Below are 23,118 nucleotides of genomic sequence, written 5' to 3'. Positions count from 1 at the left end.
GTATCCCTATCAATAGCAGTGTATTGACATGGTTGGGAGCATAGAACCATGACTTTTGAAAGGTTCACGGTGAAAGCCCGTCAGGCGGTCGTCGCTGCCCAGGAGCAGGCGAGGCTGCTCAAGCACAGCCACATCGGCACGGAGCACATCCTGTTGGGGCTGCTCGACGTGCAGGACAGCATGGCTGCGAAGGTTCTGCACCGGCTCGGGTACGACAAGGAGACGGCACAGGTCGATATCGCCGCGGTGGTCGAGCCCGGCACGAAGGAGCTGAGCGGTCACATCCCGTTCGCGCCGCCCGCGAAGAAGACGCTGGAACTCGCCCTGCGCGAGGCGCAGCAGCTGCACCACAACGACATCGGCACGGAACACATCCTGCTCGCCCTGGTCAGGGAGGGTGAGGGCGTCGGCGCGAAGGTGCTTGCCGAGCGGATCAATCCGATCAGCAAGATCCGTGCCGCGGTGCTCGCATCAGTAGAGGGATCACAGGATGTCGCGGCCGGCCCATGGCCAACCGGCACACCTGCCACCGAGGACACCTTGTCCACCGCCAGCGCACTGGCCGGTGGCTCACCGGTCGGCAGCCATCACCTGCTTGAGGCGATGCTGCGGGTGGAGAACAGCATGGCGGCCAGGGCGCTGCGCGAACTCGGGGTCGACCCGGACGCGCTCGCCGCCAAGATCGACGAACTGGATCCGGAGACGACCACGGACGCGAACCCGGAGGAGGCCGCCGCCCGCAAGATGGAGATCCGGCTGGTCGACAATGAGGTGCACCTGATCCTGCGGGACCCGACAACGGTCACGATCGCCAAGAACCTCACCGAGCTGTCCGGCGGCCCGATCCAGGGCGTCGGGCCGGTCGTCGGCATGTTCGTCCCGCTCTGGCGGTCGACCAACCAACTGCTGCTGCAGATTCAGCGCATACTCGAACCGGAACCCGAGAAAGAGGACGGATCTGCCGCGGGCAAGGTGGCCAAGGCCGTGCGCACGGTTCTCACGCCCCGGCTCCGCCGGTGAAGCGGCTGATCGGCGAGCCGGAACCTGTCGGTGGGGCAGACGAGGACGGGGACTTCGTGAGCGCGACCGTCACCATCGTCGGAGCCGGCTTGGGTGGCCTGGCCCTTGCCCGTGTGCTGTATGTCAACGGCATCGACGCCGTCGTGTACGAACGTGAATCGTCACGCCACGCGCGCGGTCAGGGCGGCATGCTCGATCTGCACTCCGGGACCGGACAGCGGGCGATGCGCGAGGCCGGCCTGATCGATGAGTTCCACGCGATTGCCCGTCGTGCAGGCCAGGATCTACGACTTCTCGAGCCGGACGGCACCCTGCTACTGCAGGAGGACACGCCCGACGACGCCCCGCTCGATCGACCGGAGGTCGACCGCGCCGATCTGCGCAACGTGCTGCTGGACTCTCTGCCCGAACACGCGGTGCGCTGGGGGCACTCGCTCGAATCCGCCGACACTGGCCTGCTGCGCTTCGCCGACGGCAGCAGTGCGACGTATGAACTGCTGGTCGGCGCCGACGGCGCGGACTCCCGGGTCCGCGCGCTGCTCACCGACGCCCGACCAGTGCCCGCCGGCCAATACGTTGTTGAGCTCGGCATTCCCGACATCGACCGCACTCACCCCGACCTCGCGGCAATGGTTGGGCGCGGCAACTACTGGGCGCTCGGCAACGGACAATCCCTGTCGGCTCAGCGCAACGGCGACGGCCGCGTACGCATCTATCTCAGCTTCTACGACACCGCCGACGACTGGTTCGCGACCAGTGGGATCCCGTTCGGCGACCCGGCTGCCGCCCGGGTGCGACTGATCGACCTGTTCACCGGCTGGGACTCACGGTTCACCGCACTGATCGCAGCCTGCGACGACACGGTTCTACCGCGGTCGATCACCACTCTCCCGGTCGGCCTGACCTGGCCGTCGAGGCCAGGCGTCACACTGCTCGGTGATGCCGCGCACCTGATGCCGCCGGTGGGGCAGGGCGCCAACATGGCGCTGCTCGACGGCGCCCTGCTCGGCCTCGCGCTGGCCGCGCACCCGGACGACTTTCCCGCCGCCGTCAAGGAATACGAACGCGAAATGTTCGAACGCACCAGCGCCGCCGGTCGGCAGTCCGCGCGCATCCAGGAAATGCTGATGTCGCCGGACGCCAGCCGGAAAATGCTCGCGTTCTTCCGGCCTGGCTGAATGTACCGAGTACGGCCGGGCGACCGGCCGCCAGAATCCTCGCGTCAACGGAGGTACCAGTTCGCTGTGGGAGCGTCGGCGGGTGCCGGGGGCCGGTCCCCGTGGCCGAGGGCACTGGGGTGCACGAAGGACAGCTGGTCAGGGGCGGTGATGAAGCCTTCCACCCACTTGCCGGAGTCGCAGACGCTGTGGTTCAAGGACATCCTGGCGCAGCCAGTCCAGGTGGCGAACCCGGTCGGACGGCTGAGGGGCGACTGCGCGGTTCCCGCCTCGGCGGAGGTGCTCAGTCACGAAGGCGGGGCGTACCCACGGGCGCGGACGAGGCTGTGGGTGAGTTGGGTGAAGGCGCGGCCGGCGGCGCTGCGGTAGGCGCCTTCGCGTGACAGCAGGGCCACGGTGCGGGTGGGCAGGGGCGGGTCGAGCGGGATGGGGGTGAGGTGGGGGTGGTCGTGGGTGATGGCGTCCGGAAGGACCGTGGCCAACGTGGTGCGCTGGACGATTTCGGTGAGGGCCTGGATGGAATTGGCCTCGACTGCGATACGGGGGGCGACCCGATGCTCGGCGAGGTAGGCGTCGATGTGGCCGCGCGTGGCGAAGTCACCGCTGAGCAGGGCGAGTTCCCTTCCCTGCAAGGCGCGAACGCCTAGCGGTTCGGGCGGTGTCCGGTTGCGCTCGGCGGCGGCGACCAGGCTGAGGGTTTCGGTGAACAGCGGTGTCCCGGTGATGCCGGGCAGGTGGGGACCGGTGAAGGCGATGCCGAGGTCGAGGTCGTCGGCGAGGAGGGCCGCTTCGATCGCGTCCTGGGTGGTCTCCGTCACGGTCAGACCGATGCGGGGATGGTGAGTGTGGAGCTCGGTGATGAGCGGGCCGACGAGATAGGCGGTGAAGGTGGGGGTGACGCCCAGGCGCAGGTGACCGCGGGAGAGGTCCTGGACGTCGTGGATGGCGCGTTCGGCTGCGGCCAGGTCGCGGAGTGCGCGCTGGGCGTGGTCGACGTAGACGGCGCCCGCGTCCGTGAGTCGCACCGTGCGGCCGGTGCGATCCAGCAGCTGCACGTCGAGGGCACGTTCGAGCTGTTTGATCTGCTGGGACAGGGTGGGCTGGGAGATGTGCAGCTCTTCGGCGGCGCGGGTGAAGTTGCCGTGTTCGGCCACGGCGAGCAGGTAGCGCAGGTGACGCAATTCCAGGGTGGCCATAAGGTCCACTATAGATGGAGCCAATAGCAGTCATGAGTACTAGCTCTTGGACTCTATAGCTGCTGGTCATGCAGGGTGGATTTCGTCAGCCCACGGGGGCTGGCAGCCACCTAAGGGAGTGACCCATGCCCGATCTCGCCGACGGCGTCGCGCGTTTCCAGCAGGACGTCTTCCCGGCCAAGGCGGACCTCTTCGCCCACCTGGCCGCGCATCACACGCCGCACACGCTGTTCATCGGCTGCTCGGACGCCCGTGTCGTACCGGAGCTGATCACCCAGGGCGAGCCGGGCGAGCTGTTCGTCATCCGCACCGCCGGCAACCTCGTACCCGCCTACAGCCCCGGCGCCAACGGGGTCACGGCGAGCATCGAGTACGCCGTCGCCGTGCTCGGTGTGAGCGACATCGTCGTCTGCGGGCACTCCGCCTGCGGCGCGATGACGGCCCTGGCCGAGGCTCACGACCTCAGCAGCGCTCCCGTGGTCGCCGAATGGCTGCGGCACGCTGACGCCGCCATGGCCCGCACTGCCGGCATGGCGGCAGGCCCACTGAAGACATCGGCCCTGGTGCGGCAGAACGTGTATGCCCAGCTGACGAACCTGGCCACGCACCCCTCTGTCGCCCGGGCGCTCGCGGAGGACAGGGTGACGCTGCACGGCTGGGTCTTCGACATCGCCACCGGGTGCGTCGAACGGCTCGACGCCGCCGGCACGGGTGCCGCCCTCGCTTCCTGACAAGGGCCCGGCCCGCTCCCTCCCCTCCCCCGAGCCGTTGGCACGGTCCCGTCTGCAGCCCGACGCATGGGACCACCACTCCCGACTACCTGCCGGTACGCCTTCCCGCGCGAACCGACACCCCCAGAAAAGGATCCCCTCTCATGGTGCACGCCCAGTTCGACCCCACCGCCCGCCAGGCACTCGCCGCCGCCGCGGTTGAGGCCAAGACCCGCAAGAACCTCTCCTGGCAGCAGATCGCCGACGTCTCAGGGCTGTCGGTCGCCTTCACCACCGCCGCCGTCCTGGGCCAGCACGCCCTGCCCGAAGCGTCCGCGAAGGCCGTCGCCGAGCTGCTGGACCTGGACCAGGACGCGGCCATGCTGCTCCGGACGATCCCCACCCGCGGTTCGATCTCCGGCGGCATCCCCACCGACCCGACCATCTACCGCTTCTACGAGATGCTCCAGGTCTACGGCACCACACTGAAGGCACTGGTTCACGAGCAGTTCGGGGACGGCATCATCTCCGCGATCAACTTCAAGCTCGACGTGAAGAAGGTCGCCGACCCCGAAGGTGGCGAGCGCGCCGTCATCACCCTGGACGGCAAGTACCTGCCGACCAAGCCCTTCTGACCCATTCGGCATCACATGTGACAACGGGGCGGGCCGCACCGGCCCGCCCCCTGCTCCACGAGGAAATCGACATGGACTTCGTCCAGCGCACCATCGACATCGCCCGCCAGAACGTCGCCGAGGGCGGCCGCCCGTTCGCCACCGTCATCGTCAGGGACGGCAATGTCGTCGCCGAAAGCCCCAACAAGGTTGCTCAGACCGGCGACCCCACCGCCCACGCGGAGCTCCTCGCCATCCGAGAAGCGTGCGCCAGGCTGGGCACCGAGCACCTGACCGGCACCACCATCTACGTGCTCGCCCACCCCTGCCCCATGTGCCTGGGTTCCCTGTACTACTGCTCTCCGGACGAGGTCGTCTTCCTCACCACCCGCGACGCCTACGAACCGCACTACGTCGACGACCGCAAGTACTTCGAACTCGCGAACTTTTACGGCGAGTTCGCCAGGTCCTGGCAGGATCGGCGTCTCCCCATGCACTACGAGCCGCGTGAGGAGGCCATCGAGGTCTACCGGTTCTGGCAGGAGCGCAACGGCGGCGAGCGTCGCGTGGCCGGCGCCCCCACCAAGGTCTGTGACCTGGGGAAACCGTAGGACGATCCTCGCCACCCCATGCACGATTCCCCACCGCGGTCCAACCGGCTCAGGGAAGCACACATGCCGGAGTACCCGCCGGGGTGCGCACGGTGCGACGCAGGCGGGCGGCGTCCTGGCTGGGGGGCGCGCCGAACTGGCGGCGGTACTCACGGCTGAACTGTGACGGGTTGTCATAGCCGACGCGGTGGCCGACTCCGGAAGTCGTTCCGGCCCTCGCCGCGAAGACCGCGCTCGGCCGCGTCGGTGAACCCGGCGACATCGGCGCGATGATCGAGGCGCTGGTCTCCGACGAGAGCCGTTGGGTCACCGCCCAGATCATCGAAGTATCAGGCGGCTACAACCTCTAGGACCTACCCGGCGGACCATGTGCGGTCCGGCTCGTTCTTCTGTCCCGCCGCCGGCCGACATCGAGCCCGGCTCACCCCGCAGGTCCGTACCGTGAGGTCCGCCATCCGTGCGGGCCCTCACGGCGGTCGTCTCCACGGTCACTGGAGGGCGTTCCAGAACGCGCAGTGGTGGGTCTGTGCCGTGCGGGTGGGGACGATGTGGTCCGGCGCCAGGGACAGCGCCGGCTGCCGGGGCCAGTGCGGCGAGGACGGGCCGTTCGGGTCCGCGGTGCGGGCGAAGCGGGTCCAGTAGTCGATCACGGTGTCGGCCAGCCGGTGCTGTGCCGCGGTCAGGTCGCGGGGGCGGCCGCCCAGGTCGAACAGGTACGGCAGTTCGCTCGCGTGCGGTGCGCCGAGCGGGAACGGCGGCGTGCCCGGGGTGAGCGGTGGAGCATGCTCGTCCGCGAACTCGTAGCGCCAGATGGGTACATGGGCGGCGAGCAGACTACCGGTACGCGCTGTCGGGCAGGCGAAGTTCGCGTCGCCGATGACGGCGCCGAACACCGGGCCGCCGTCGCTGCGGTGCACCGGGTACTCGCGGACGATCGCCTTCGCCTGCCCTGGGGAGGGGAAGAAGGTGGCCGCGACGTCGGGCCAGGTGTCGGGAGTGACGGGATGGCCGGCCTGGACGATCCCGGCGGCCCAGCCGTTGCCCTCGTCGTGGTTGTTGCCGATGAGTACGGGGACGCGGTGGAAGCGGCCGGCGGGGATCGCCACTGCGGGGTCGCCGGGCAGCAACGGGGTGGCGTATGCGGGCTGTTGGTCGGTGTCCTGGGTCGCGAGCAGACGGGAGACGTCCACGCCCCGCAGGCAGGCCATCGTGTCGCGGGCGGAGCCGCAGCCCGCCTTTGCCGCGAGGTCGGCTCCCGCGGTGCGTGCCGTGGACAGGGGGACGGAGGACGGGGCGAACGGACGGTCGGGGCGGCCGGTGCACGGGCCGCTCTCGATGATCGCGCGGTCGAAGAGTCCCTCGGCGGCGGGTGAGGCGAGCTGGGCGCAGACGCTGTAGCCGCCCGCCGACTCGCCGGCCAGCGTCACGTTGTGCGCGTCGCCGCCGAAGGCGCCGATCTCGGCGCGGACCCAGCGCAGTGCCGCCTGCTGGTCGGCCAGGCCGAAGGTGCCGGAGCCGGGCAGCCCGCTGTGCGCGAGGAAACCGAGAGCCCCGAGGCGGTAGTTGACGGTGACGACCACGACATCGCCGCGGACGGCCATGCGGTGGGCGTCGTACGAGCTGCCCGCCCCGGTGGTGAAGCCGCCGCCGTGCAGCCACACGATCACCGGACGGGGGCGTGCCGGTCCCGCCCTATCGGGCGTCGTGACGTTCAGATGGAGACAGTCCTCGTCCGAGCTTCCGCCGGGAATCTCGCCGGGCGGCTGCGGGCACGCGCTCGCCGGCCGGGTCGCGTCCCGTACCCCGGACCAGGAGTCAGCTGGGCGGGGCGGCGCCCAGCGCAGCCTGCCGACCGGGGGTGCCGCGTAGGGGATGCCCTCGAAGGTGCGGTAGCCGTCGTGGGCCGTGCCCCGCACCAGGCCTTCGTGGGTGCGTACCGTCGTGGTGGCGGTCGGCGGAGCGGGCTGTGTCGGTGGCGCTGCGGACCCGGCCGTCGCGAGCACGGCGGTCAGGGCGCAGCCGAGGGTGGTCAGGGCGCGGTGCGTGTTCATCGATTCCCCGTTCGGTCAGCTGCCGCCCATGCCGCCATGCGCGGCGATCATGGTGGTCGGCAGCGCGCGTACAGCTTTCTCCAGGCCCGGTCCGAGGGCGGCGAGAGTCCCCGTGCAGGTGTCCACGCGGGCCCGGAAGGTCTTGTGGTCCTGGCGGGAGACGACCGAGTGGACGCGGCCCGCGTCAGCCAGCGCGAGCAGCGCGGCGTCGGCGGCGGGGATCTCCTGCACCGGACCGTCCCCGTGCAGCGCCGCGGACACGCGGGCGTGCAAGGCGGCGGGAACGGCGTGGTCCGTCACGGTCAGCCGCCGTGTGCCGAAGCGGGTACGGGGCGCCTTCACGGTGAGCAGTCCCGCCGCGGCGAGCCGGTCCTCCACCTCCCTCAGGGTCCGCTTGCGGTGGCGGCGCACGAGGCGCTTCCAGCCGTGCCCGGCGGCGGCGTCGCGCAGGACGCCGTCCAGGACGGGGTCGCCGGTCGGGTGGGTGCCGGACACGGTGACCGTGCCGCCGTGCTCGACCAGCCGGCCGCGCAGCGCGAGGTCGACCAGGGCGGCAGCACGGACCAGCAGCTCCGTGCGGGGACGGTCGTTGGGGCCTTCGGCCGCGTCGTCGTGGGCGAGCAGATACATGAGGCAGGCGAGGTCGTCGTTCACATCTCGACGCTATGGCCGGGCGCCTCGGCCGCGGATCGGCCATGGGTGCGGTCCGGCACTGGGAACGCAGGGGGATCGCGGCCCGGCCTCCTCCTTGAGGAGGAGGCGGCGGAGGAGGAGGCGGCCGTCAGGAGCGGCGCGGTTGCACGAGGCCGTGGTCGTAGGCGGCGACGACGGCCTGGACGCGGTCGCGCAGGCCGAGTTTGCGCAGCACCGCGGTGACGTGGTTCTTGACGGTGGCCTCCGACAGGCGCAGCCGCTCGGCGATCTCCGCGTTCGACAGCGCCTGCCCGATCAATGTGAGCACCTCCCGCTCGCGGCCGGAGAGGCTCTGCAGGGAGGGCGGCGGTGCCGGGTCGGGTGCGGTGCGCAGGAACCGGTCGAGGACGCGGCTCAGCACGGTCGGCGCCAGCAGCGCGTCGCCGCGCGCGGTGAGGCGGATCGCATCGACGAGTTCGGCGGGCCGGATGTCCTTCAGCAGAAAGCCGCTCGCCCCGGCCCGCAGGGCGGCGACGACGTGCGTGTCCACGTCCCAGGTGGTCAGCACGAGCACCCGGGCCCGGCTGCCGCACTCCGCGATCCGGCGGGTCGCCTCGATGCCGTCCACGACAGGCATGCGTACGTCCATCAGCACCACGTCGGGCGCCAGTTCCCGCGTCAGCCGCACCGCCTCCTGGCCGTCGGACGCCTCACCGACGACCTTGAGGTCGTCCCGGGCGTCGATGATCATTCGGAATCCGGTACGGACCAGGGTCTGGTCGTCGGCAACCACCACCCGCAGCGTCATGACGCGCGCTCCACCGGCAGGTGCGCAGCCACCTCGAACCCGCCGCCGGGCAGCGGACCGGCACGCAGACTGCCGCCCAGGAGCCGTGCGCGTTCCTTCATCCCCACCAGCCCGCGTCCCGTTCCCGCCGCGGCCGAACGGCTCTGCGACGTACGCCCGTTGTCGACCACCGTGACGTTCACGCACTCCCCTTCGACCGTCACACGCACCCTCACCTCGTCGGCGCCGGCAGCGTGGCGCAGTGTGTTGGTGAGGGCCTCCTGGACGATCCGGTACGCCGCCAGGTCCACCCCGGCGGCCAGCCCGTCGACGGCGCCCTCGCGGTGCACGTGCACGGTCATCCCGGTCGCACGCACTGTGCCGGCCAGCTCGTCCAGACGCGAGAGCGAGGGCCCCGGCTCCCGCCGCTCCCCGGCCCCGCCCTCCCCCGCATCGGGCCGGAACGCACGTAGCAGCAGGCGCAGTTCACCGAGCGCCGAGCGGGCGCCCGACTCAATGGCCCGCAGCGCCTCACGGGCCTGCTCGGGCCGTTCGGTGAACACGTCGTCGGCGGCACCCGCCTGAATGACCATCACCGACAAGGTGTGCGCCACGACGTCGTGCACCTCGCGCGCGATCCGCGCGCGCTCCTCCACCACAGCCCGGCGCATCTCCGCCTTCGTCCGTGCCTGCTGCGCCCTGCGCCACTGCCCCGCGGTCCACGTCAGGACCACCATCAGCAGATAGACCGCCAAACCCGCGGGGCCACCCGCCCCGAACGCGAGCGGTGCCGGCAGGCACATCGCCGCGAGCGCCCACGCCGACACCCGTCGCGGCCTGGTGGCCGACAGCACACACAGGGTGACCTGCGCCGCGAGCAACGCCCCCGTCAAGGTCACCGCGGGCAGCAGCGCCCACACCACGAGCCCCGTCGCCGCGTTCGCGGCCAGCACGGGGACCGGAGCGCGCACCTGCCATCTCAGGGCACAGGCCTGCGCGAGGACCAGAGCCATGGACACGGGCAGTCGCCGGCCGTGCTCCGCACCGGCGACAAGTACCGAGGTGCCGAGGACGGCGAGCACCAGACAGGCCGACGCCCACCACAGCGCCCGGACCACCCGCGGAGACAGCTCGCCCCGTGCTTCCCCGGCGAACGCGTCGTCCGGCTGACTGCTGCTGCGGTCCACGCCCCGACCCTACCCAGCGACGCGGACAGGGCCGCTCAGGACACCACCACGCACACGACGGCCGTGCGCGTCTGAGGCCGCGCCGCCAACACCGGCCGGGCGGCCTCAGACCGGCAACTGCCGAGGGCACGGCGTCAGGCGAGCGCCGGGGCCTCCTTGGGGTTCGGGCCGTACTTGTTCGCGCCCGCATTGCTCTTCGTGCAGCAGAAGACCACAAGGACGATGGCACCGATCGTCGGGACCAGCCCGATCAGGATCAGCCAGCCGGACAGGCCCGAATCGTGCAGGCGGCGCACCGTGACAGCCCAGGCCGGCAGCACGCGGTCGGGTCCTGGAACGTTCCCCGCGTCAATGGCACTGCCTGTACGACAGCGTCGTGCAGGGCCTTGGGGTCGTCCGCGTGGAGCCTGATCACGTTGACGAGGCGGGGCGCGCCGAAGAACTTCGGTGCGTTGACCGGTGTGGTCAGTTCAAGGGTGATGGAAGTCTGCGAGGCGATGGGGAGGTTCAGTTGGCCGTCCGTCTTCTCGTGGGTGAAGCGTGCCTCGCGGCGGACGGCGGCGATGTGGTCGATCGGGACGTGGATGTCGACGTTGGCTGCCTGCCGAACACGCAGGGTTCCCTCGGCGAGAACGTGCGGTCGGGTGACGGTTGCGGCCTGCACGCCGAAGACGAACAGGACGGTGTAGACGTCCACGACCAGGAGGATGGAGTGGAGGACGGGCCGGCCGGAGAGGAGGTAGGACACGGCGACGGTCTCGATGATGCACGCGAAGGCGAAGCCGTACATCGTGAGGGCCTGGTCGCGGCCGTGGGTGAAGACCGCGTCGGCGCCGTCGACGCCGTGCGGCCGGCGGGCGACCCATCGGATCAGGCTTTCCATGACGCGCCCCTCGTGCGCCAGGATCCGCTGGAGTGGTTCGGGTACGGCCCTCGCGAGCACTCCCCGTCCGGGGGCGTTGGAGGAGGGCCGGGTCGTCGGGGGCTTGGAAGTGGTCATGCCGTTCCCGCCTGTCGTTGCCTCACGAGTTCGAGCGCGCCTCTGACAGCCGCCGCCTGAGCCGGTTGTGGTGGCTCGGGGCGCCTGCGGGTCGTCCGGGTGCACGCCGACGAGGGCGGCGAGTTCGCCGATTCGCATGACCTCAGTGAAAACCGTGACGCTGCGACAAGGTCAAGGACGGCCTGAGCGGGTCTCCGGTCGCCGGGCCCCAGCAGTCGGCACACCCGGTCCGCCCGCAGCGGGAGAGTTCCAGGCAATCGAGGCTGGAGCCGTCGGTCCCCGGCTTCGGGAGTCGGCGGGGTGGACGGACCTGGTCCCCGACCGGGGCGTCGGCGGAACGGACTTGTACAACCGGCCTTCGACACCGCACTGTTGCCCGGTATTCGTCCATACCGTCAGGAGTCCCGGCTTGTCCTCCCACACCCCCGCTCCCGTGCCCGCCCACGTCGTCGACCCCGCCGGCGGCTGCCCGCACGCCCTGAACTCCGGCCTGCGGGCCCGGGGGCCCGTTGCGGACATCGTCCTGCCCGGCGGGGTGCCCGCAGCGGTCGTCCTGGGGCACGACGCGCTCAAGGAGTTCCTTTCCCACCCCGACGTGGCCAAGGACGCCCGCCACTGCCCGGCCCTGAACGACGGCACGATCCCCGCGGACTGGCCGCTACGGGTCTTCGCCAACGCCCAGGGCATGCACACCGCCGACGGCGCCGACCACCGCAGGTTGCGCTCCCTCGTCGGCAGCGCCTTCACCGCCCGCCAGGTGGAGCGCCTGCGGCCGCGCATCGAGGAGCTGACAGCCGGTCTCCTCGACGACCTCGGCCGTGCCGCCGCCGAGGACCCGGACGGCATCGCCGACCTGCGCACCCACTTCGCGCTCCCGCTTCCTATGAGCGTCATCTGCGAGCTGCTCGGCGTGGACCCCGAGCACCGCGACCGGCTGCACGACCTCACCTACACGGTGATCATCGCCACCGACACCACCCCGGCGGAGGTGATGGCCGCCGTACGCGAGCTGGTCGAGCTGCTCGGCACCATCGCTGCCGCCCGCCGGGCCGCCCCCGGCGACGACCTGACCAGCGCCCTGATAGCCGCCCGCGAGGACGGCGGCGACCGGCTCAGTGAGGCCGAACTCATCGGCACGATGCGCCTGATGCTGGTCGCCGGCCACGAGACCACCCTCAACCTGATCAGCAATGCCGTACGGGCACTGTGCACCCACCGCGACCAGTTGGCGCTGGCCCTGGATGGCAAGGCCACCTGGTCGGACGTGGTGGACGAGACGCTGCGCTGGGACGGCCCGGTCAGCTGGTTCCCCTTCCGTTACCCCACCCGCGACCTGGCCCTCGGCGGCACCGTGATCCCGCAGGGCACCCCGGTCCTCGCCGGTTACACCGCCGCCGGGCGCGACAAGGACTTCCACGGCGCGGACGCCGACCGCTTCGACGTCACCCGGCCCGGCGCGGCCCGGCACCTCTCCTTCGGCCAGGGCGTGCACTACTGCGTGGGCGCGCCGCTCGCCCGCCTCGAGGCCACGATCGCCCTGGAACGGCTCTTCACCCGCTTCCCCGACCTCGACCTCGCCGTCCCCGAGGCCGAACTGCCCCGCCAGCGCAGCTTCATCGGCAACAGCGTCGAAGCGCTCCCGGTGCGCCCGGGCCGGCTCTCGGACGCGCGTTCCCGCTGACCCCTACCGGCCCGCGGCTGGCGGGGACAGTTCTGTGCTCAGCCAGTCCAGCGTCGGGATACATCCCACTCCAGGTCTGGAAGTTGTGGCCGCCGGCCGGCGGATGAGGGTCCTGACACGGACCCCGCTGCCCGCCGCGGCCGGGACGAACGCCTCCAACGGCTGCGGCGGGCTGTCCCGGTCCTGTGCGGAGTTGGGCAGGTGGTACCGGCCTGGACGAGCAGGGGAACAAGCGCGCCGCCTCTTCCAGGTCGGCCCGCCAGGTCATGCCGTGAACCGTCACCCGGAATCTGCCTCAGCGCGGGCAACGTCTGCGGGCGTGGCTGAATCTTTGCCTGTTCGTCATCTCCAGGCCGCCGTTGATGCCATGTCCCGCTCCATGGGGATCCAGTTCACTGGAGCGCCCCCCTCAACCGGACCTGAAAGAGGGACGCATGTCGAGACGCATGCTGAAGCACGGGCTTGTCACGCTCGTCGCCATCGGCCTTGCCTCTTCCGTAATGTCGACCACCACGGCGTCGGCGGCCAGTACGCCGCTGACGCTCGCCGTGTTCGGCGACTCGCCGTACGGCAAGTCGGCGTACGCGCCCGCGGGGCAGTCCGCGGACATCTCGCAGTTCCAGAAGACCCCGGCATTCATCGGCACCATCAACAGTGACCCGGCCATCAGCGACGTGATCCACGTGGGCGACATCCACTCGGGCAAGGAGTTCTGCACCGACGCCTACGACGCCTCGATCGCCTCCGTGTGGCGGACCTTCACCAAGCCGCTCGTCTACACGCCGGGCGACAACGAATGGGCCGACTGCCACAAGGCGTCGAGTCTCGCCTCGCCTGGTCAGGGCGGCGGCTTCTACGACTCGTCCTCCGGCGCGATCAACTACATCGGTACGAGCGGCCTGTCGACCAACACGGCAGACTGTGTCAGTTACCACTGCGGCAACCCGCTCGACAACCTCGCCAAGGTCCGGCAGGACTTCTTCGCGCAGCCCGGTCGCACCCTCGGCAGCGGGACACTGAAGGTGGTGTCCCAGGCCACCGCCTACGACCCGAGCCACCCGGTTGACGCACAGTACGTCGAGAACGTGATGTGGGCACAGCACGACATCGTCTTCGTGACCATCAACGTGCCGGGCGGCTCGAACAACGACACCGACCCCTGGTACAAGGTGCCGACCACGACTCAGGCGCAGACCGACGAGCGTAACAACCGCACCGCCGCCGACGTCCGCTGGCTCGATGCCGCCTTCACCGAGGCGCGGGCCCAGCACGCCAAGGGCGTGGTGATCACGGCGCAGGCCGACATGTGGGACCTCGACGGCAAGACCAAGGACCGTCTGACGAACTACGAGCCGATCATCAGCGAGGTCGCGGCGAAGACGACCAAGTTCGGCCGTCCCGTGCTGATGCTCAACGGCGACTCGCACATGTACCGCTCGGACAACCCGCTGTCGCCGGCGGCGACGTGCACCGGCGAGACGGACCCGGCCACCGGCGGCAGCGTGTGCGCCCACGACCCGGACAACAACGCGTGGAACGAGCACCCGTACTACGACGTCCCGAACTTCCACCGGATCGTCGTACACGGCAGCACCACCCCGCTGGAATGGCTGAAGCTGACTGTGGACCCGAACGCCAACCACCCCGTCACCGACACGGCGTACGGCCCGTTCAGCTGGCAGCGGATGCCACAGCCACAGCTGTAGTGCCGTTGAGCGCACACGACCGGCCACGGTGCCCCATGTGGGCTCCTGGCCGGTCACGTCCCCGGAGTTCGTGAAGGCTGAAGCGGCCCGTCACATGGGGAGCGAGAACAGGCGTACTGGTCCTGAGGGCCAGCGGGCGTCGTCGTGCAGGGGCGTCACCATGGTCCGCAGCGGCATGGGCACCAGGCGGGCCTCGGGTTGTTCGACGAGTACGTCGTTGTCGAGCGGGTGCCATCCGAGGCGCTGGTAGAGCGATACGAGGGGAGTCCGGCAGAACAGGAGTGCGTGCTGAGGACCCATCGTGCGGGCGTGCTCCAGTGCAGCTGCGACGACGAGCCGCGCCAGCCCCTGACCCTGCATGCCGGGTGCGACGGCCACCCCGCCGACGCCCATCACCTCTGTCTCGGCGTCACCGATCGCGACAGGCAATCGCAGCAGGCCGGTGTGTGCCACGAGCCGGCCGTCATGCCTGATGCCGAAGTGCACTTCTTTCGGCAGCCAGGTCAGACCGGTCCAGGCGACACCGAAGGGATCATCGCCGTTGCCAAGGATCTCCTCCTGGTCCGCCTTCGTGTACTGGGCAAGCCGCACCACGGTCGGTGCCACGGGGGATCGGTTCTCAGACATTCCCACATGATGATCTCTACGCCGAGCACTGGCCAAGCAATTGCCCAGCCGATCCGAGCCGTCCAGAGCCGGGAAGCTCAGTGTCAACTCACATCCCGCAGTCCTGTCGCCCGGCCGTCAGCGTCCCACTCGACCTCCAGGACACGCTCGACGGCGTCGCGGTTGAGCGGTCCGAACACATGCGGGAACAGGACGCCGTCGGCAGTCCCGGGCGGTGGGGCGGGATCCGCGGCTTCGAAGACACACTTCGCGGTGAGCCGGCTCTCGTCGAGGAGCAGAGCCAGCAACGGCCTCGGCGCATCCTGATAGAAGGCGTTGACGACGGCCAGCGTGGTCGGCTCGTCGGGGGCGCAATGGACGAATCCGTCCTCGGCGAGCGAACCGGGTGCGTACGGCTGGTCAGGCTGTGCGGTCCAGTCATCCAGTGGAACAACGTGATAGATCATGACCTGGTTATACAACCTGCATGGTGAGGTCTGCCGTATCGCCCGTGTCATCGGCCCGGCCGCTTTCGACCGCCACGCCCGACGCATTCTGAAAACCGGTGCCTAATACGACAGCAGCTCTCCACGCGAGACGTCGAAGCAGACCAGCCCCATGGACGTCGCAACCTGCGCGGCGAACGCCGAAACCTCCTCGGCCACGTTCCACCGCACGCCGAAGTAGATCAGCGGGCCCGTCCCGTTACCGACCAGTCCGGCCTCCCATACCGGGTGGTCATCCTCGTCCCCGGTCGGATTGGGCCACCGCTCCAGCAGCGCCGCCACATACGCCGCTATGCGCTCGGTCGCAGGCTCATACGGGCTGCGTTCCTCGCATCCGCTACGGCGGACAAATCGGCCGTAGAGCACCTCAAAGGTCTGACCAGCAGCAAGGTCGCCGGGCGGTCGGTCACCTTCCCAGACGGCCAGGCTTCGAGTGGCGTATTTCTGGGTGCCCTCAGTCATGACGGAACAGTGCCACACTGCCCTCCCAGGGCAGTGATGCGCCCAGGCAGGGCACAGGCACGAACTCAACCGGACGGCGTGACCGGGGACCGCATACCGAGCCACTGCTCGGCGCCCCATGCCTCGAACCGCTCCACCTCGGTGAACCCCAGCTTCGCCGCAAGGCGCATCGAGCCGACGTTGGCGGTCTGGGTGGTGAGCACCACCGGCTCGCCGGGAAGGGCGTCGGCGAGCCAGCCGAGTGCCGCCGCGCATGCCTCGGTGGCGTACCCGGATCCCCATGCCCGCGGCAGGAACAGGTAGCCGAGATCGGCCTTGCCCACGGCAGCCGGGCGACGATGACCGGTTGCTCTCCTGAGCAGGATGTGGCCGATCATCGCCCCGTCGAGTTCAACGACGAAACTTCCGGGCCACCGCTCGGGCACCTCAGGCGTCTCGCGCTCGAGCTCGTCACGGGAGCGGGGACCGCCGAGGTAGGTGTGCACCTCTGATGAGGCGAGCAGTTCGATGAACGCCGCACGATCCCGCGCTTCGGGCTCGCGGAGCACGAGCCGCTCGGTCCTGAGCGGCTCAGGCGGCCAAGCCACGAGTTCCAGATCTTCCATCCGCGCACGCTAACAGACGGTCAAACCGACCGAGCGGGGCACACTTGGCTTCCTCGCTCGCGGAGGGCAGTCTCGCGGCCGACCCGATACCGCCACATCACCCCTTGGAACTGCTGCCGTTGCCGCACCGGATACGTGCCCTAGTCGCCTCTGCTGTAGGTGAGACGTTCGACCTGGCCGGACGGGAAGTCGTCCGAGACCGCCTTGCCGTTGACGACGAGCTGGACGGCGGAGGCATCGCCAAGGATCAGGCTGATCTGGTTCTTGTCCGTGAAGGTCTTGGTCTCGCCGTTGTCCAGTAGTCCGTCGAACAGCACGACGCCGTTGCGGCCCTTCGCCGAGATCCAGCTCCGCCTGCTCTTGGCGGTCACCACGACGGTGACCCGGTCCTTGGGGGCTTCGCTCACCGGGGACGATGCGGGCGTGGACGGCGGAGCGGAAGCTTGCGACGTGGCCCGCCGGGAATCCGAAGCGGCGACGGAGGGTCCGCCTCCCTTGTTGTCGTCCCCGTGCCATGTGTAGGCGAGAATGCCGCCCACCAGCGCACTCGTCACGGCCGCGGCCACCATCAGCACGGTGGTCACGCGGGGCCTGCGCGAGGGTGCGGCCGGGGCGGGCCGGAGAGGTTCGTCGACACGGCCGGGATCGGCGCGAGGCACGACCGGGGCCGGCGGCGCGACGCGCGGCCGGTCAGGGGTCACGAGCGCGACCGTGTTCGGGTCCACGCTCGGGTCCGGGTCCGGGTCCGGGTTCGGGTCCGGGTCCGGCATGAGCGAGCTCAGGAGCGCCTCGGGCGTGGGACGATCGGCCGGATTCTTGGACAGGCAGTCGGCGACCAGCGACCGCAACTCCCCCGGCAGTGCGGAGAGATCCGCGGGCTCGTGCACCGACCGGTACATCAGCCCCATGGGCGTGCCGGTGCCGAACGCCCTGCCTCCGGCCGCCGCGACGAGTACGGCCCCGAGCGCGAAGACATCGGCGGCACCGCCGACTTCGTCGCCCTGCGCCTGCTCGGGCGCGAGGTATCCGGGAGTGCCGAAGGCAGCCCCGGTGGCGGTCAGCCGGGTGGATTCCACGGCCCTCGCGATGCCGAAGTCGAGGACGCGTGGGCCGTCGTCGGCCATGATGATGTTGCCCGGCTTCAGATCCCGGTGTACGAGCCCGCAGCCGTGGACGGCTTGGAGCGCCTCGGCCAGCGCTGCCCCGAGTGCCATCAACTGCCCTTTTTCCATGGGCCCTTGACGCTCGATCAGTTCGGCGAGCGTGGGCCCGGGGATGTACGCGGTGGCCAGCCAGGGCGTCTTCGCCTCGGGATCGGCGTCCACGACCGGAGCCGTGTGGAAACCTCCGACTCTGCGGGCGGCCTCGACCTCTGCGCGGAACCGCTGACGGAAGTGCGGGTCGGCCGCCAGTTCGGGGCGGGCCACCTTGACCGCGACGGCCCGGCCGCTCCGTGACCGGGCGAGGTAGACCGTCCCCATGCCGCCCGCACCCAGCTCTCGCTCGACGGTGTAGACACCGATCCGCCGTGGCGGATCCGCGCTGTTCTCCATCGCCTGCAGGCCTCCCCCTGCGCACGGTCACCCGTACGTGACGCCGTCCGGTGCACCCCGGCCGATCTCCGGTCCCGCGTATCCGTCCAGCAGCGTAGACGAAGATCCCGCCCAGCAGTCCGGGAAGCCGGGCTCAGCCGCCGCGCCGCACCCGGGCCGCCGCCCGGGCATCCGCGAGCTTGCGAGCCTCGCTGCCCTTGCGGGACGGCCTGCCACCGGAGCCGCCCTTCGCGTCCTTGGTGCTGCCCAGGCCGCGAAACGGAGCGTTGTGGTTCTTGGGGCGCGGTACGGACGGCCCGCCGTCGAGAGGCGTTCCGGAGGGAGCCTTGGCGCCGGTGATCCGGCTCAGTTCCGCTTCGCCGGACCGCACTTTGGTGACCTTGGGGGCGACGCCGGCGTCCGCCATGACCTGGCTCGTCTCGCGGCGCTGTCCCGACAGGACGAGTGTCACGGCGGTGCCGGAGCGGCCGGCCCTGGCCGTGCGGCCCGCGCGGTGCAGATAGTCCTTCGGGTCGGTGGCCGGGTCGACGTTGACCACGAGGTCGAGGTCGTCGACGTGCAGGCCGCGTGCGGCGACGTTCGTCGCCACCAGCGCGGTGAGGTCCCCGTTCTTGAACTGGGCCAGGGTCCGGGTGCGCTGCGGCTGGGACTTCCCGCTGTGCAGGGCGGCGGCGGCCACGCCGTTGGCCCGCAGATGCCGTGTGAGCTGGTCGACGCCGTGCTTGGTGTCCAGGAACAGCAGGACGCGGCCGTCCCGGGCGGCGATCTCCGTGGTCACGGCGTACCGGTCCGGGCCGTGCACGACGAAGACGTGGTGCTCGATCGCCGAGACCGCGCTGGACGAGGGGTCCACGGAGTGCACGGCCGGGTTGCGCAGGTAGCGCTGCACCAGCTGGTCGACGTCGCGGTCGAGAGTGGCGGAGAACAACATCCGCTGCCCGTCGGGTCGCACCTGGTCCAGGATCTCGGTGACCTGCGGCAGGAACCCCATGTCACACATCTGGTCGGCCTCGTCCAGGACCGTGATGCGCACCCGTCCCAGTCGGCATCCCTTGCGGTCGATGAGGTCGTGCAGTCGGCCGGGCGTGGCGACGACGATCTCGGCGCCGTCCCGCAGCACGGCGGCCTGCCGTCCGATGGACACCCCGCCCACCACGGTCGCGATCCGCAGCCGCAGCGCCTCGGCGTACGGGGTGAGCGCCTCACCGACCTGCTGCGCCAGCTCCCGGGTGGGCACCAGAACGAGCGCCAGCGGCTCCTTGGGCTGCGCGCGCCGCCCGGCCGTCCGGGCCAGCATCCCCAGGCCGAAGGCGAGCGTCTTGCCGGATCCGGTGCGGCCCCGGCCCAGGACGTCCCGTCCGGCGAGCGCGTTCGGCAGTGCCGCCGCCTGGATGGGGAAGGGCACCCTCACACCGTGCTCGTCGAGCGCCCGCAGGATCTCGGCCGGCAGCCCCAGCTCCGCGAAGGACGCTGCCGGGGGCAGCGCCGCAGTGGCGGCCGACGCCTCGGACACATCGTCCTGCTGCCGGGCATCGGCAGGTGCTGATTCACTCACAGAAAGCCTTCCTCCGAAGGGACCGTACCGAGGAAGGCGCGGCGGGGACGCGGCCACCAGCCAGGGACACCGAACCGGGCACCGACACAGCGACGCTGCAAAAGTCGCAGGCTAGCACGGGGCAACCGTCCGGGCCTCCCTTGGCCGCACCACTCGTAGGCGCGCAGCAGGACGGAGAGCGCGTCACGAGGCGACGCCTGTCGGTTGTCCAGGTGGCCTATGCCGTACTCGAGCCGCTACCTCCGGCCTGCTCGATGCGTCTGCCGGGCCGGCTCGCTCCCTCCCCCGGGAGCCGGCCCCTGGAAGCGCCGCCGGGCGCCCTCAGCGGTAGCTGAGCAATCCGCGCCGGTCCCCCGTGAAGTGGGCGTGGTCGTTGAAGGTGAGGAGGCTGGTTCCGGAGCGACCGACGGCGAGGGTGGTGACGGAGGCGTTGACCGTGACGCGGTTGAGGGCCACGACTGCTGCGGGCGGCAGGGACAGCAGGGCGCCGCAGAGCGCGGCAAGAACACCGCCCGAGGTGACGACGATCGCGTCGCGGCCTTGGCCGAGGCTGGTGGACAGCTCCTTCAGCGCGACCGCGATCCCGTTCCGGAAGGCGGTCCATCCGTCGGGACCGGTCTCCTCGGCGTCCTCGATCCACGCTCCCAGCGCTCGGTCGAGCAGCCCCTGCAGGGCCTGGGAGTCCGCCCGGTCGTCCGGGGCCGGGTCGGTGTAGCGGGCCAGCAGGGCGACGTGGTCGTACTCGTTCCAGCGTGGGTCCTCGCGCACGGGGGACGTGAATCCGGCCGCTGCCGCCAGCAGCCGGGCGGTATCGCGCTGGCGGGTGAGGGTGCCGGTCGTGAGGTGCGGGTTGCGCAGGCCTCGGCGGGCGAGTTCCTGGCCGACAGCGGTGGCCTGTTCGCGGCCCAGGGCGGACAGGGCGTCGTAGTCCTTCGCTCCGAAGGAGGCCTGTCCGTGCCGGACCAGGGATATCAAGGGCATGTCGGTGTCTCTCGCGTCGGCTGCCGGGTCGGCGGATCGTCGGCCGGCATCGGTGGTCGAGGTGGTTGACGGCCGGCCAGAGGTGGCGGAAGGCGGGGTTGCGGGTCTGACCGTGGTGGTAGCGGTTGTGGATCCGCTGCGCGTTCCCGGCGAGTGCGCCACTGCGCCGGAGAGCGCTGGAGGAAGGCTCCCCGACGTGGGCTCAACGCCGAAGTGGAGCCGTACGGTCTCCCGCTATGCCCTCGCCCGTGACAGCGCCGCAGGGGCGGTGAACAGGGCGCGGACGGCGGCGCGGACCTGGTCGGCGACCACGTCGGGGGTGGAGGTGTCGAGCTTGCCGTCGAGGTGCAGGAACGCCAGGCCGTGCACGAGGGCCCATACCGTGGTCGACAGCGCCTCCGCGTCGGCGCCGGGGAAGGCGCCGCGGACGATCCCGCGGACGTATTCCGAGATCGCGGTGGTCGCGGCAACCCGTTCCTCGCTGTTCGGATCGCAGGGCTCCGCGAACATCACCCGGAACAGCGCCGGGCGTTCGAGCGCGAAGCGGACGTAGGCGACGGCGACCGCCGCGAGCTCGTCGGGAGTCGTCGGTGAGGGATGCGCCGCGGCCAGATGTTCGGCGAGTTCGCGGTAGCCCTGCGCGGCGACCGCGGAGACGAGCGCGTCACGGTCCGCGTAGTGGCGATAGGGAGCCGTCGCCGACACGCCGGCCCGCCGCGCCACCGCCCGCAGGGACAGCCCGGCACTGCCGTCCTCCTCCAGCAGTTCCCGCGCGGCACGCAGACAGGCGGCGCGCAGATCGCCGTGGTGATAGGTGCCGCCCGCTTGCGACATAGGTCACACTCCCTCATGTTTACATTGCTTACATCGCCGCCGTAATGTGAACGCTGCACACATCGTAGGCGATTGAGATTGAGAGGGGAACTCGGATGACCAGCGAGCTGTTCTCGCCCTTGTCCCTGCGCTCCGGACAGGTACTGAACAACCGGATCGCGAAGGCGGCCATGGAGGAGAACATGGCCGGCGACGGCCAGCTCCCGGACAGGGAACTTTTCGGTCTGTACCGGCGCTGGGCCGCCGGCGGAACCGGACTGCTGATCACCGGCAACGTCATGGTCCATGCCGAGGCACTGACCGGCCCCGCCGGCGTGGTGCTCGACGAGGCCGCGTCACTGGAGCCCTTCATCGAGTGGGCCAGGGCCGGCAAGTCCGGAGGCGGGGCGATCTGGATGCAGATCAACCACCCCGGCCGCCAGATCGGATCCGACATGCCCGGAGTGGTGTGGGCCCCGTCCGCGGTCGCCGTCGACCTCGGCAAGCACAGCAGCCGCTTCGGCCGCCCCGTCGCCATGACGCCCGAGCAGATCCAGGCCACCGTGACCCGGTACGCCGTCACGGCCCAGCGCGCCGAACAGGCAGGCTTCGACGGCGTGGAGGTCCACGCCGCGCACGGCTACCTGCTGTCGCAGTTCCTGTCCCCCCTGGTCAACAAGCGCACCGACCAGTGGGGCGGGTCGCTGGAGAACCGGGCCCGGATGCTGCTCGACGTCGTCCGCGCCGTGCGCGCCGCCGTCTCCCCGACCTTCGCGGTCGCGGTGAAGCTCAACTCCGCCGACTTCCAGCGTGGCGGGTTCGACGCCGACGACGCACGCCAGGTGATCGAGATGCTCGCACCGCTCGGCGTCGATCTGGTCGAACTGTCCGGCGGCAGCTATGAGAGCCCGGCGATGTCGGGACGCGCCGCCGACGCACGTACCCAGGCCCGCGAGGCGTACTTCCTCGACCTGGCGAAGGACCTGGTCAAGACCAGCCCGCTGCCGCTGATGCTCACCGGCGGCATCACCCGGCGCCACACCGCGGAGAGGGTCCTCGACAGCGGTGTGGCGATCATCGGGATGGGCACTGCCCTCGCCGTCACCCCGGACCTGCCCGACCGCTGGCGCCGGGGCCGCGAGGCCGACGAGCAGTTGCGACCGGTCACCTGGTCCGACAAGGCCCTCGCCTCCGCTGCCGGCATGGCACAGGTCCGCCACCAGATGCGCCGCATCGCCCGCGGAAGCCGCCCCACACCCAGCACCCACCCGGCACTCGCCCTCATCTCCGAACGGCGAAAGCAGCGACGGGCCCTGCGCCGCTACCGCACCTGGCTGACCGCATCGCGGGGCACCGCGTAAGCGTGCCGGTGGAAGGGCCCCAGGTGCTCGTCGCGCTCCGCGACCGCCTGGGGCCCTTCCGGTCGATCACCACGCTGCTCGTCACACTGCCCGGTGGCATCGCTCCCTCATCACCACCCGGACATGCTGCTCCGGGAGTGATGGCGACCGGCAGCACGAGGCTCGGCCGGCATCCCCCCACCGAGCGCCTGGCAGGCCCTCTGTACGGCCGGACGGGGGGGGGGGGGGGGGGGGGCGGGGGTTGGGGGGGGGGGGGGGGGGGGGGGGGAGAGCGAAACTGGGGGGGGTAGGTGCGGGGTGGG

Annotated in this window: 24 protein-coding genes and 1 pseudogene; 9 read left to right on the top strand and 16 right to left on the bottom strand. The window is 70.6% G+C overall.

The window, feature by feature from the left end; all coding sequences use genetic code 11:
• The first annotated feature begins 48 nt into the window (after positions 1 to 48).
• Together AC07DS_RS43605 and AC07DS_RS43600 are read left to right on the top strand one after the other, a co-directional pair.
• On the top strand, positions 49 to 1,020 hold the full coding sequence (locus AC07DS_RS43605; protein WP_479154285.1) for a Clp protease N-terminal domain-containing protein: 972 nt from the start codon (positions 49 to 51) through the stop codon (positions 1,018 to 1,020).
• 56 nt (positions 1,021 to 1,076) lie between these two features.
• On the top strand, positions 1,077 to 2,198 hold the full coding sequence (locus tag AC07DS_RS43600) for an FAD-dependent oxidoreductase (protein WP_479154319.1): 1,122 nt from the start codon (positions 1,077 to 1,079) through the stop codon (positions 2,196 to 2,198).
• Positions 2,199 to 2,242: 44 nt separating this feature from the next.
• Here the strand turns inward: AC07DS_RS43600 and AC07DS_RS43595 are convergent, their stop codons facing one another.
• Complete coding sequence (locus AC07DS_RS43595) at positions 2,243 to 2,395, bottom strand: hypothetical protein (protein ID WP_479154284.1); 153 nt, start codon at positions 2,393 to 2,395, stop codon at positions 2,243 to 2,245.
• A 90-nt stretch (positions 2,396 to 2,485) separates the two neighbouring features.
• On the bottom strand, positions 2,486 to 3,394 hold the full coding sequence (gene cynR / locus AC07DS_RS43590) for a transcriptional regulator CynR (RefSeq protein WP_479154283.1): 909 nt from the start codon (positions 3,392 to 3,394) through the stop codon (positions 2,486 to 2,488).
• Between the two features lie 125 nt (positions 3,395 to 3,519).
• Here cynR and AC07DS_RS43585 point away from each other — a divergent pair, with 125 nt between their 5' ends.
• The 4 genes and pseudogenes from AC07DS_RS43585 to AC07DS_RS43570 all read left to right on the top strand — a co-directional run.
• Positions 3,520 to 4,125, top strand: coding sequence for a carbonic anhydrase (locus AC07DS_RS43585; protein ID WP_479154282.1), 606 nt, complete (start codon positions 3,520 to 3,522; stop codon positions 4,123 to 4,125).
• Positions 4,126 to 4,268: 143 nt separating this feature from the next.
• Positions 4,269 to 4,739 (top strand): cyanase, encoded by a 471-nt coding sequence (cynS, locus tag AC07DS_RS43580; RefSeq protein ID WP_479154281.1) that lies wholly within the window; start codon positions 4,269 to 4,271, stop codon positions 4,737 to 4,739.
• 71 nt (positions 4,740 to 4,810) lie between these two features.
• Positions 4,811 to 5,329 (top strand): nucleoside deaminase, encoded by a 519-nt coding sequence (locus AC07DS_RS43575; RefSeq protein WP_479154280.1) that lies wholly within the window; start codon positions 4,811 to 4,813, stop codon positions 5,327 to 5,329.
• Positions 5,330 to 5,586: 257 nt separating this feature from the next.
• Positions 5,587 to 5,679: pseudogene (locus tag AC07DS_RS43570) on the top strand (short-chain dehydrogenase); the annotation flags it as partial.
• Positions 5,680 to 5,817: 138 nt separating this feature from the next.
• Here AC07DS_RS43570 and AC07DS_RS43565 read toward each other — a convergent pair.
• The 6 genes from AC07DS_RS43565 to AC07DS_RS43540 all read right to left on the bottom strand — a co-directional run bounded on the left by AC07DS_RS43565 (position 5,818) and on the right by AC07DS_RS43540 (position 10,987).
• Positions 5,818 to 7,380, bottom strand: coding sequence for a carboxylesterase/lipase family protein (locus tag AC07DS_RS43565; RefSeq protein ID WP_479154279.1), 1,563 nt, complete (start codon positions 7,378 to 7,380; stop codon positions 5,818 to 5,820).
• Between the two features lie 15 nt (positions 7,381 to 7,395).
• Positions 7,396 to 8,034, bottom strand: coding sequence for a GOLPH3/VPS74 family protein (locus AC07DS_RS43560; protein ID WP_479154278.1), 639 nt, complete (start codon positions 8,032 to 8,034; stop codon positions 7,396 to 7,398).
• A 127-nt stretch (positions 8,035 to 8,161) separates the two neighbouring features.
• A complete protein-coding gene (locus tag AC07DS_RS43555) occupies positions 8,162 to 8,821 on the bottom strand; it encodes a response regulator (RefSeq protein WP_479154277.1) in 660 nt (219 codons plus the stop codon).
• Positions 8,818 to 9,987, bottom strand: coding sequence for a sensor histidine kinase (locus AC07DS_RS43550; RefSeq protein ID WP_479154276.1), 1,170 nt, complete (start codon positions 9,985 to 9,987; stop codon positions 8,818 to 8,820). The genes AC07DS_RS43555 and AC07DS_RS43550 overlap by 4 nt, the downstream gene beginning before the upstream one ends.
• Positions 9,988 to 10,121: 134 nt before the next feature.
• On the bottom strand, positions 10,122 to 10,283 hold the full coding sequence (locus AC07DS_RS43545) for a DUF805 domain-containing protein (RefSeq protein WP_479154275.1): 162 nt from the start codon (positions 10,281 to 10,283) through the stop codon (positions 10,122 to 10,124).
• Positions 10,244 to 10,987, bottom strand: coding sequence for a hypothetical protein (locus AC07DS_RS43540; protein WP_479154274.1), 744 nt, complete (start codon positions 10,985 to 10,987; stop codon positions 10,244 to 10,246). The genes AC07DS_RS43545 and AC07DS_RS43540 overlap by 40 nt, the downstream gene beginning before the upstream one ends.
• Before the next feature lie 409 nt (positions 10,988 to 11,396).
• On the opposite strand from AC07DS_RS43540, the gene AC07DS_RS43535 reads away from it, so the two are divergent.
• The gene (locus AC07DS_RS43535; protein WP_479154273.1) at positions 11,397 to 12,668 is read left to right on the top strand and encodes a cytochrome P450 family protein; all 1,272 of its coding nucleotides are present in this window, start codon (positions 11,397 to 11,399) and stop codon (positions 12,666 to 12,668) included.
• 434 nt (positions 12,669 to 13,102) lie between these two features.
• Positions 13,103 to 14,374 (top strand): hypothetical protein, encoded by a 1,272-nt coding sequence (locus tag AC07DS_RS43530; protein ID WP_479154272.1) that lies wholly within the window; start codon positions 13,103 to 13,105, stop codon positions 14,372 to 14,374.
• A gap of 90 nt (positions 14,375 to 14,464) precedes the next feature.
• Here the strand turns inward: AC07DS_RS43530 and AC07DS_RS43525 are convergent, their stop codons facing one another.
• The 8 genes from AC07DS_RS43525 to AC07DS_RS43490 form a co-directional block, all read right to left on the bottom strand.
• Positions 14,465 to 15,001, bottom strand: coding sequence for a GNAT family N-acetyltransferase (locus AC07DS_RS43525; protein ID WP_479154271.1), 537 nt, complete (start codon positions 14,999 to 15,001; stop codon positions 14,465 to 14,467).
• An 83-nt stretch (positions 15,002 to 15,084) separates the two neighbouring features.
• Positions 15,085 to 15,447, bottom strand: coding sequence for a DUF952 domain-containing protein (locus AC07DS_RS43520; protein ID WP_479154270.1), 363 nt, complete (start codon positions 15,445 to 15,447; stop codon positions 15,085 to 15,087).
• Positions 15,448 to 15,549: 102 nt separating this feature from the next.
• A complete protein-coding gene (locus AC07DS_RS43515) occupies positions 15,550 to 15,948 on the bottom strand; it encodes a hypothetical protein (RefSeq protein WP_479154269.1) in 399 nt (132 codons plus the stop codon).
• A gap of 65 nt (positions 15,949 to 16,013) precedes the next feature.
• Entirely contained in the window at positions 16,014 to 16,553 is a 540-nt protein-coding gene (locus AC07DS_RS43510) for a GNAT family N-acetyltransferase (protein ID WP_479154268.1), read from the bottom strand.
• A 140-nt stretch (positions 16,554 to 16,693) separates the two neighbouring features.
• Positions 16,694 to 18,106: a RodZ domain-containing protein gene (locus AC07DS_RS43505; RefSeq protein ID WP_479154267.1), complete on the bottom strand. Its 1,413-nt coding sequence runs from the start codon at positions 18,104 to 18,106 to the stop codon at positions 16,694 to 16,696.
• Between the two features lie 133 nt (positions 18,107 to 18,239).
• On the bottom strand, positions 18,240 to 19,661 hold the full coding sequence (locus AC07DS_RS43500; RefSeq protein WP_479154266.1) for a DEAD/DEAH box helicase: 1,422 nt from the start codon (positions 19,659 to 19,661) through the stop codon (positions 18,240 to 18,242).
• Positions 19,662 to 19,982: 321 nt separating this feature from the next.
• Positions 19,983 to 20,642 (bottom strand): histidine phosphatase family protein, encoded by a 660-nt coding sequence (locus AC07DS_RS43495; RefSeq protein ID WP_479154265.1) that lies wholly within the window; start codon positions 20,640 to 20,642, stop codon positions 19,983 to 19,985.
• 234 nt (positions 20,643 to 20,876) lie between these two features.
• Entirely contained in the window at positions 20,877 to 21,476 is a 600-nt protein-coding gene (locus AC07DS_RS43490; protein WP_468811921.1) for a TetR/AcrR family transcriptional regulator, read from the bottom strand.
• A gap of 95 nt (positions 21,477 to 21,571) precedes the next feature.
• On the opposite strand from AC07DS_RS43490, the gene AC07DS_RS43485 reads away from it, so the two are divergent.
• Complete coding sequence (locus AC07DS_RS43485) at positions 21,572 to 22,816, top strand: NADH:flavin oxidoreductase/NADH oxidase family protein (RefSeq protein ID WP_479154264.1); 1,245 nt, start codon at positions 21,572 to 21,574, stop codon at positions 22,814 to 22,816.
• Positions 22,817 to 23,118 lie beyond the last annotated feature (302 nt).

The organism is Streptomyces sp. NPDC044064 (assembly GCF_056434245.1).
This window is presented reverse-complemented; position numbering and strand designations above follow the sequence as displayed.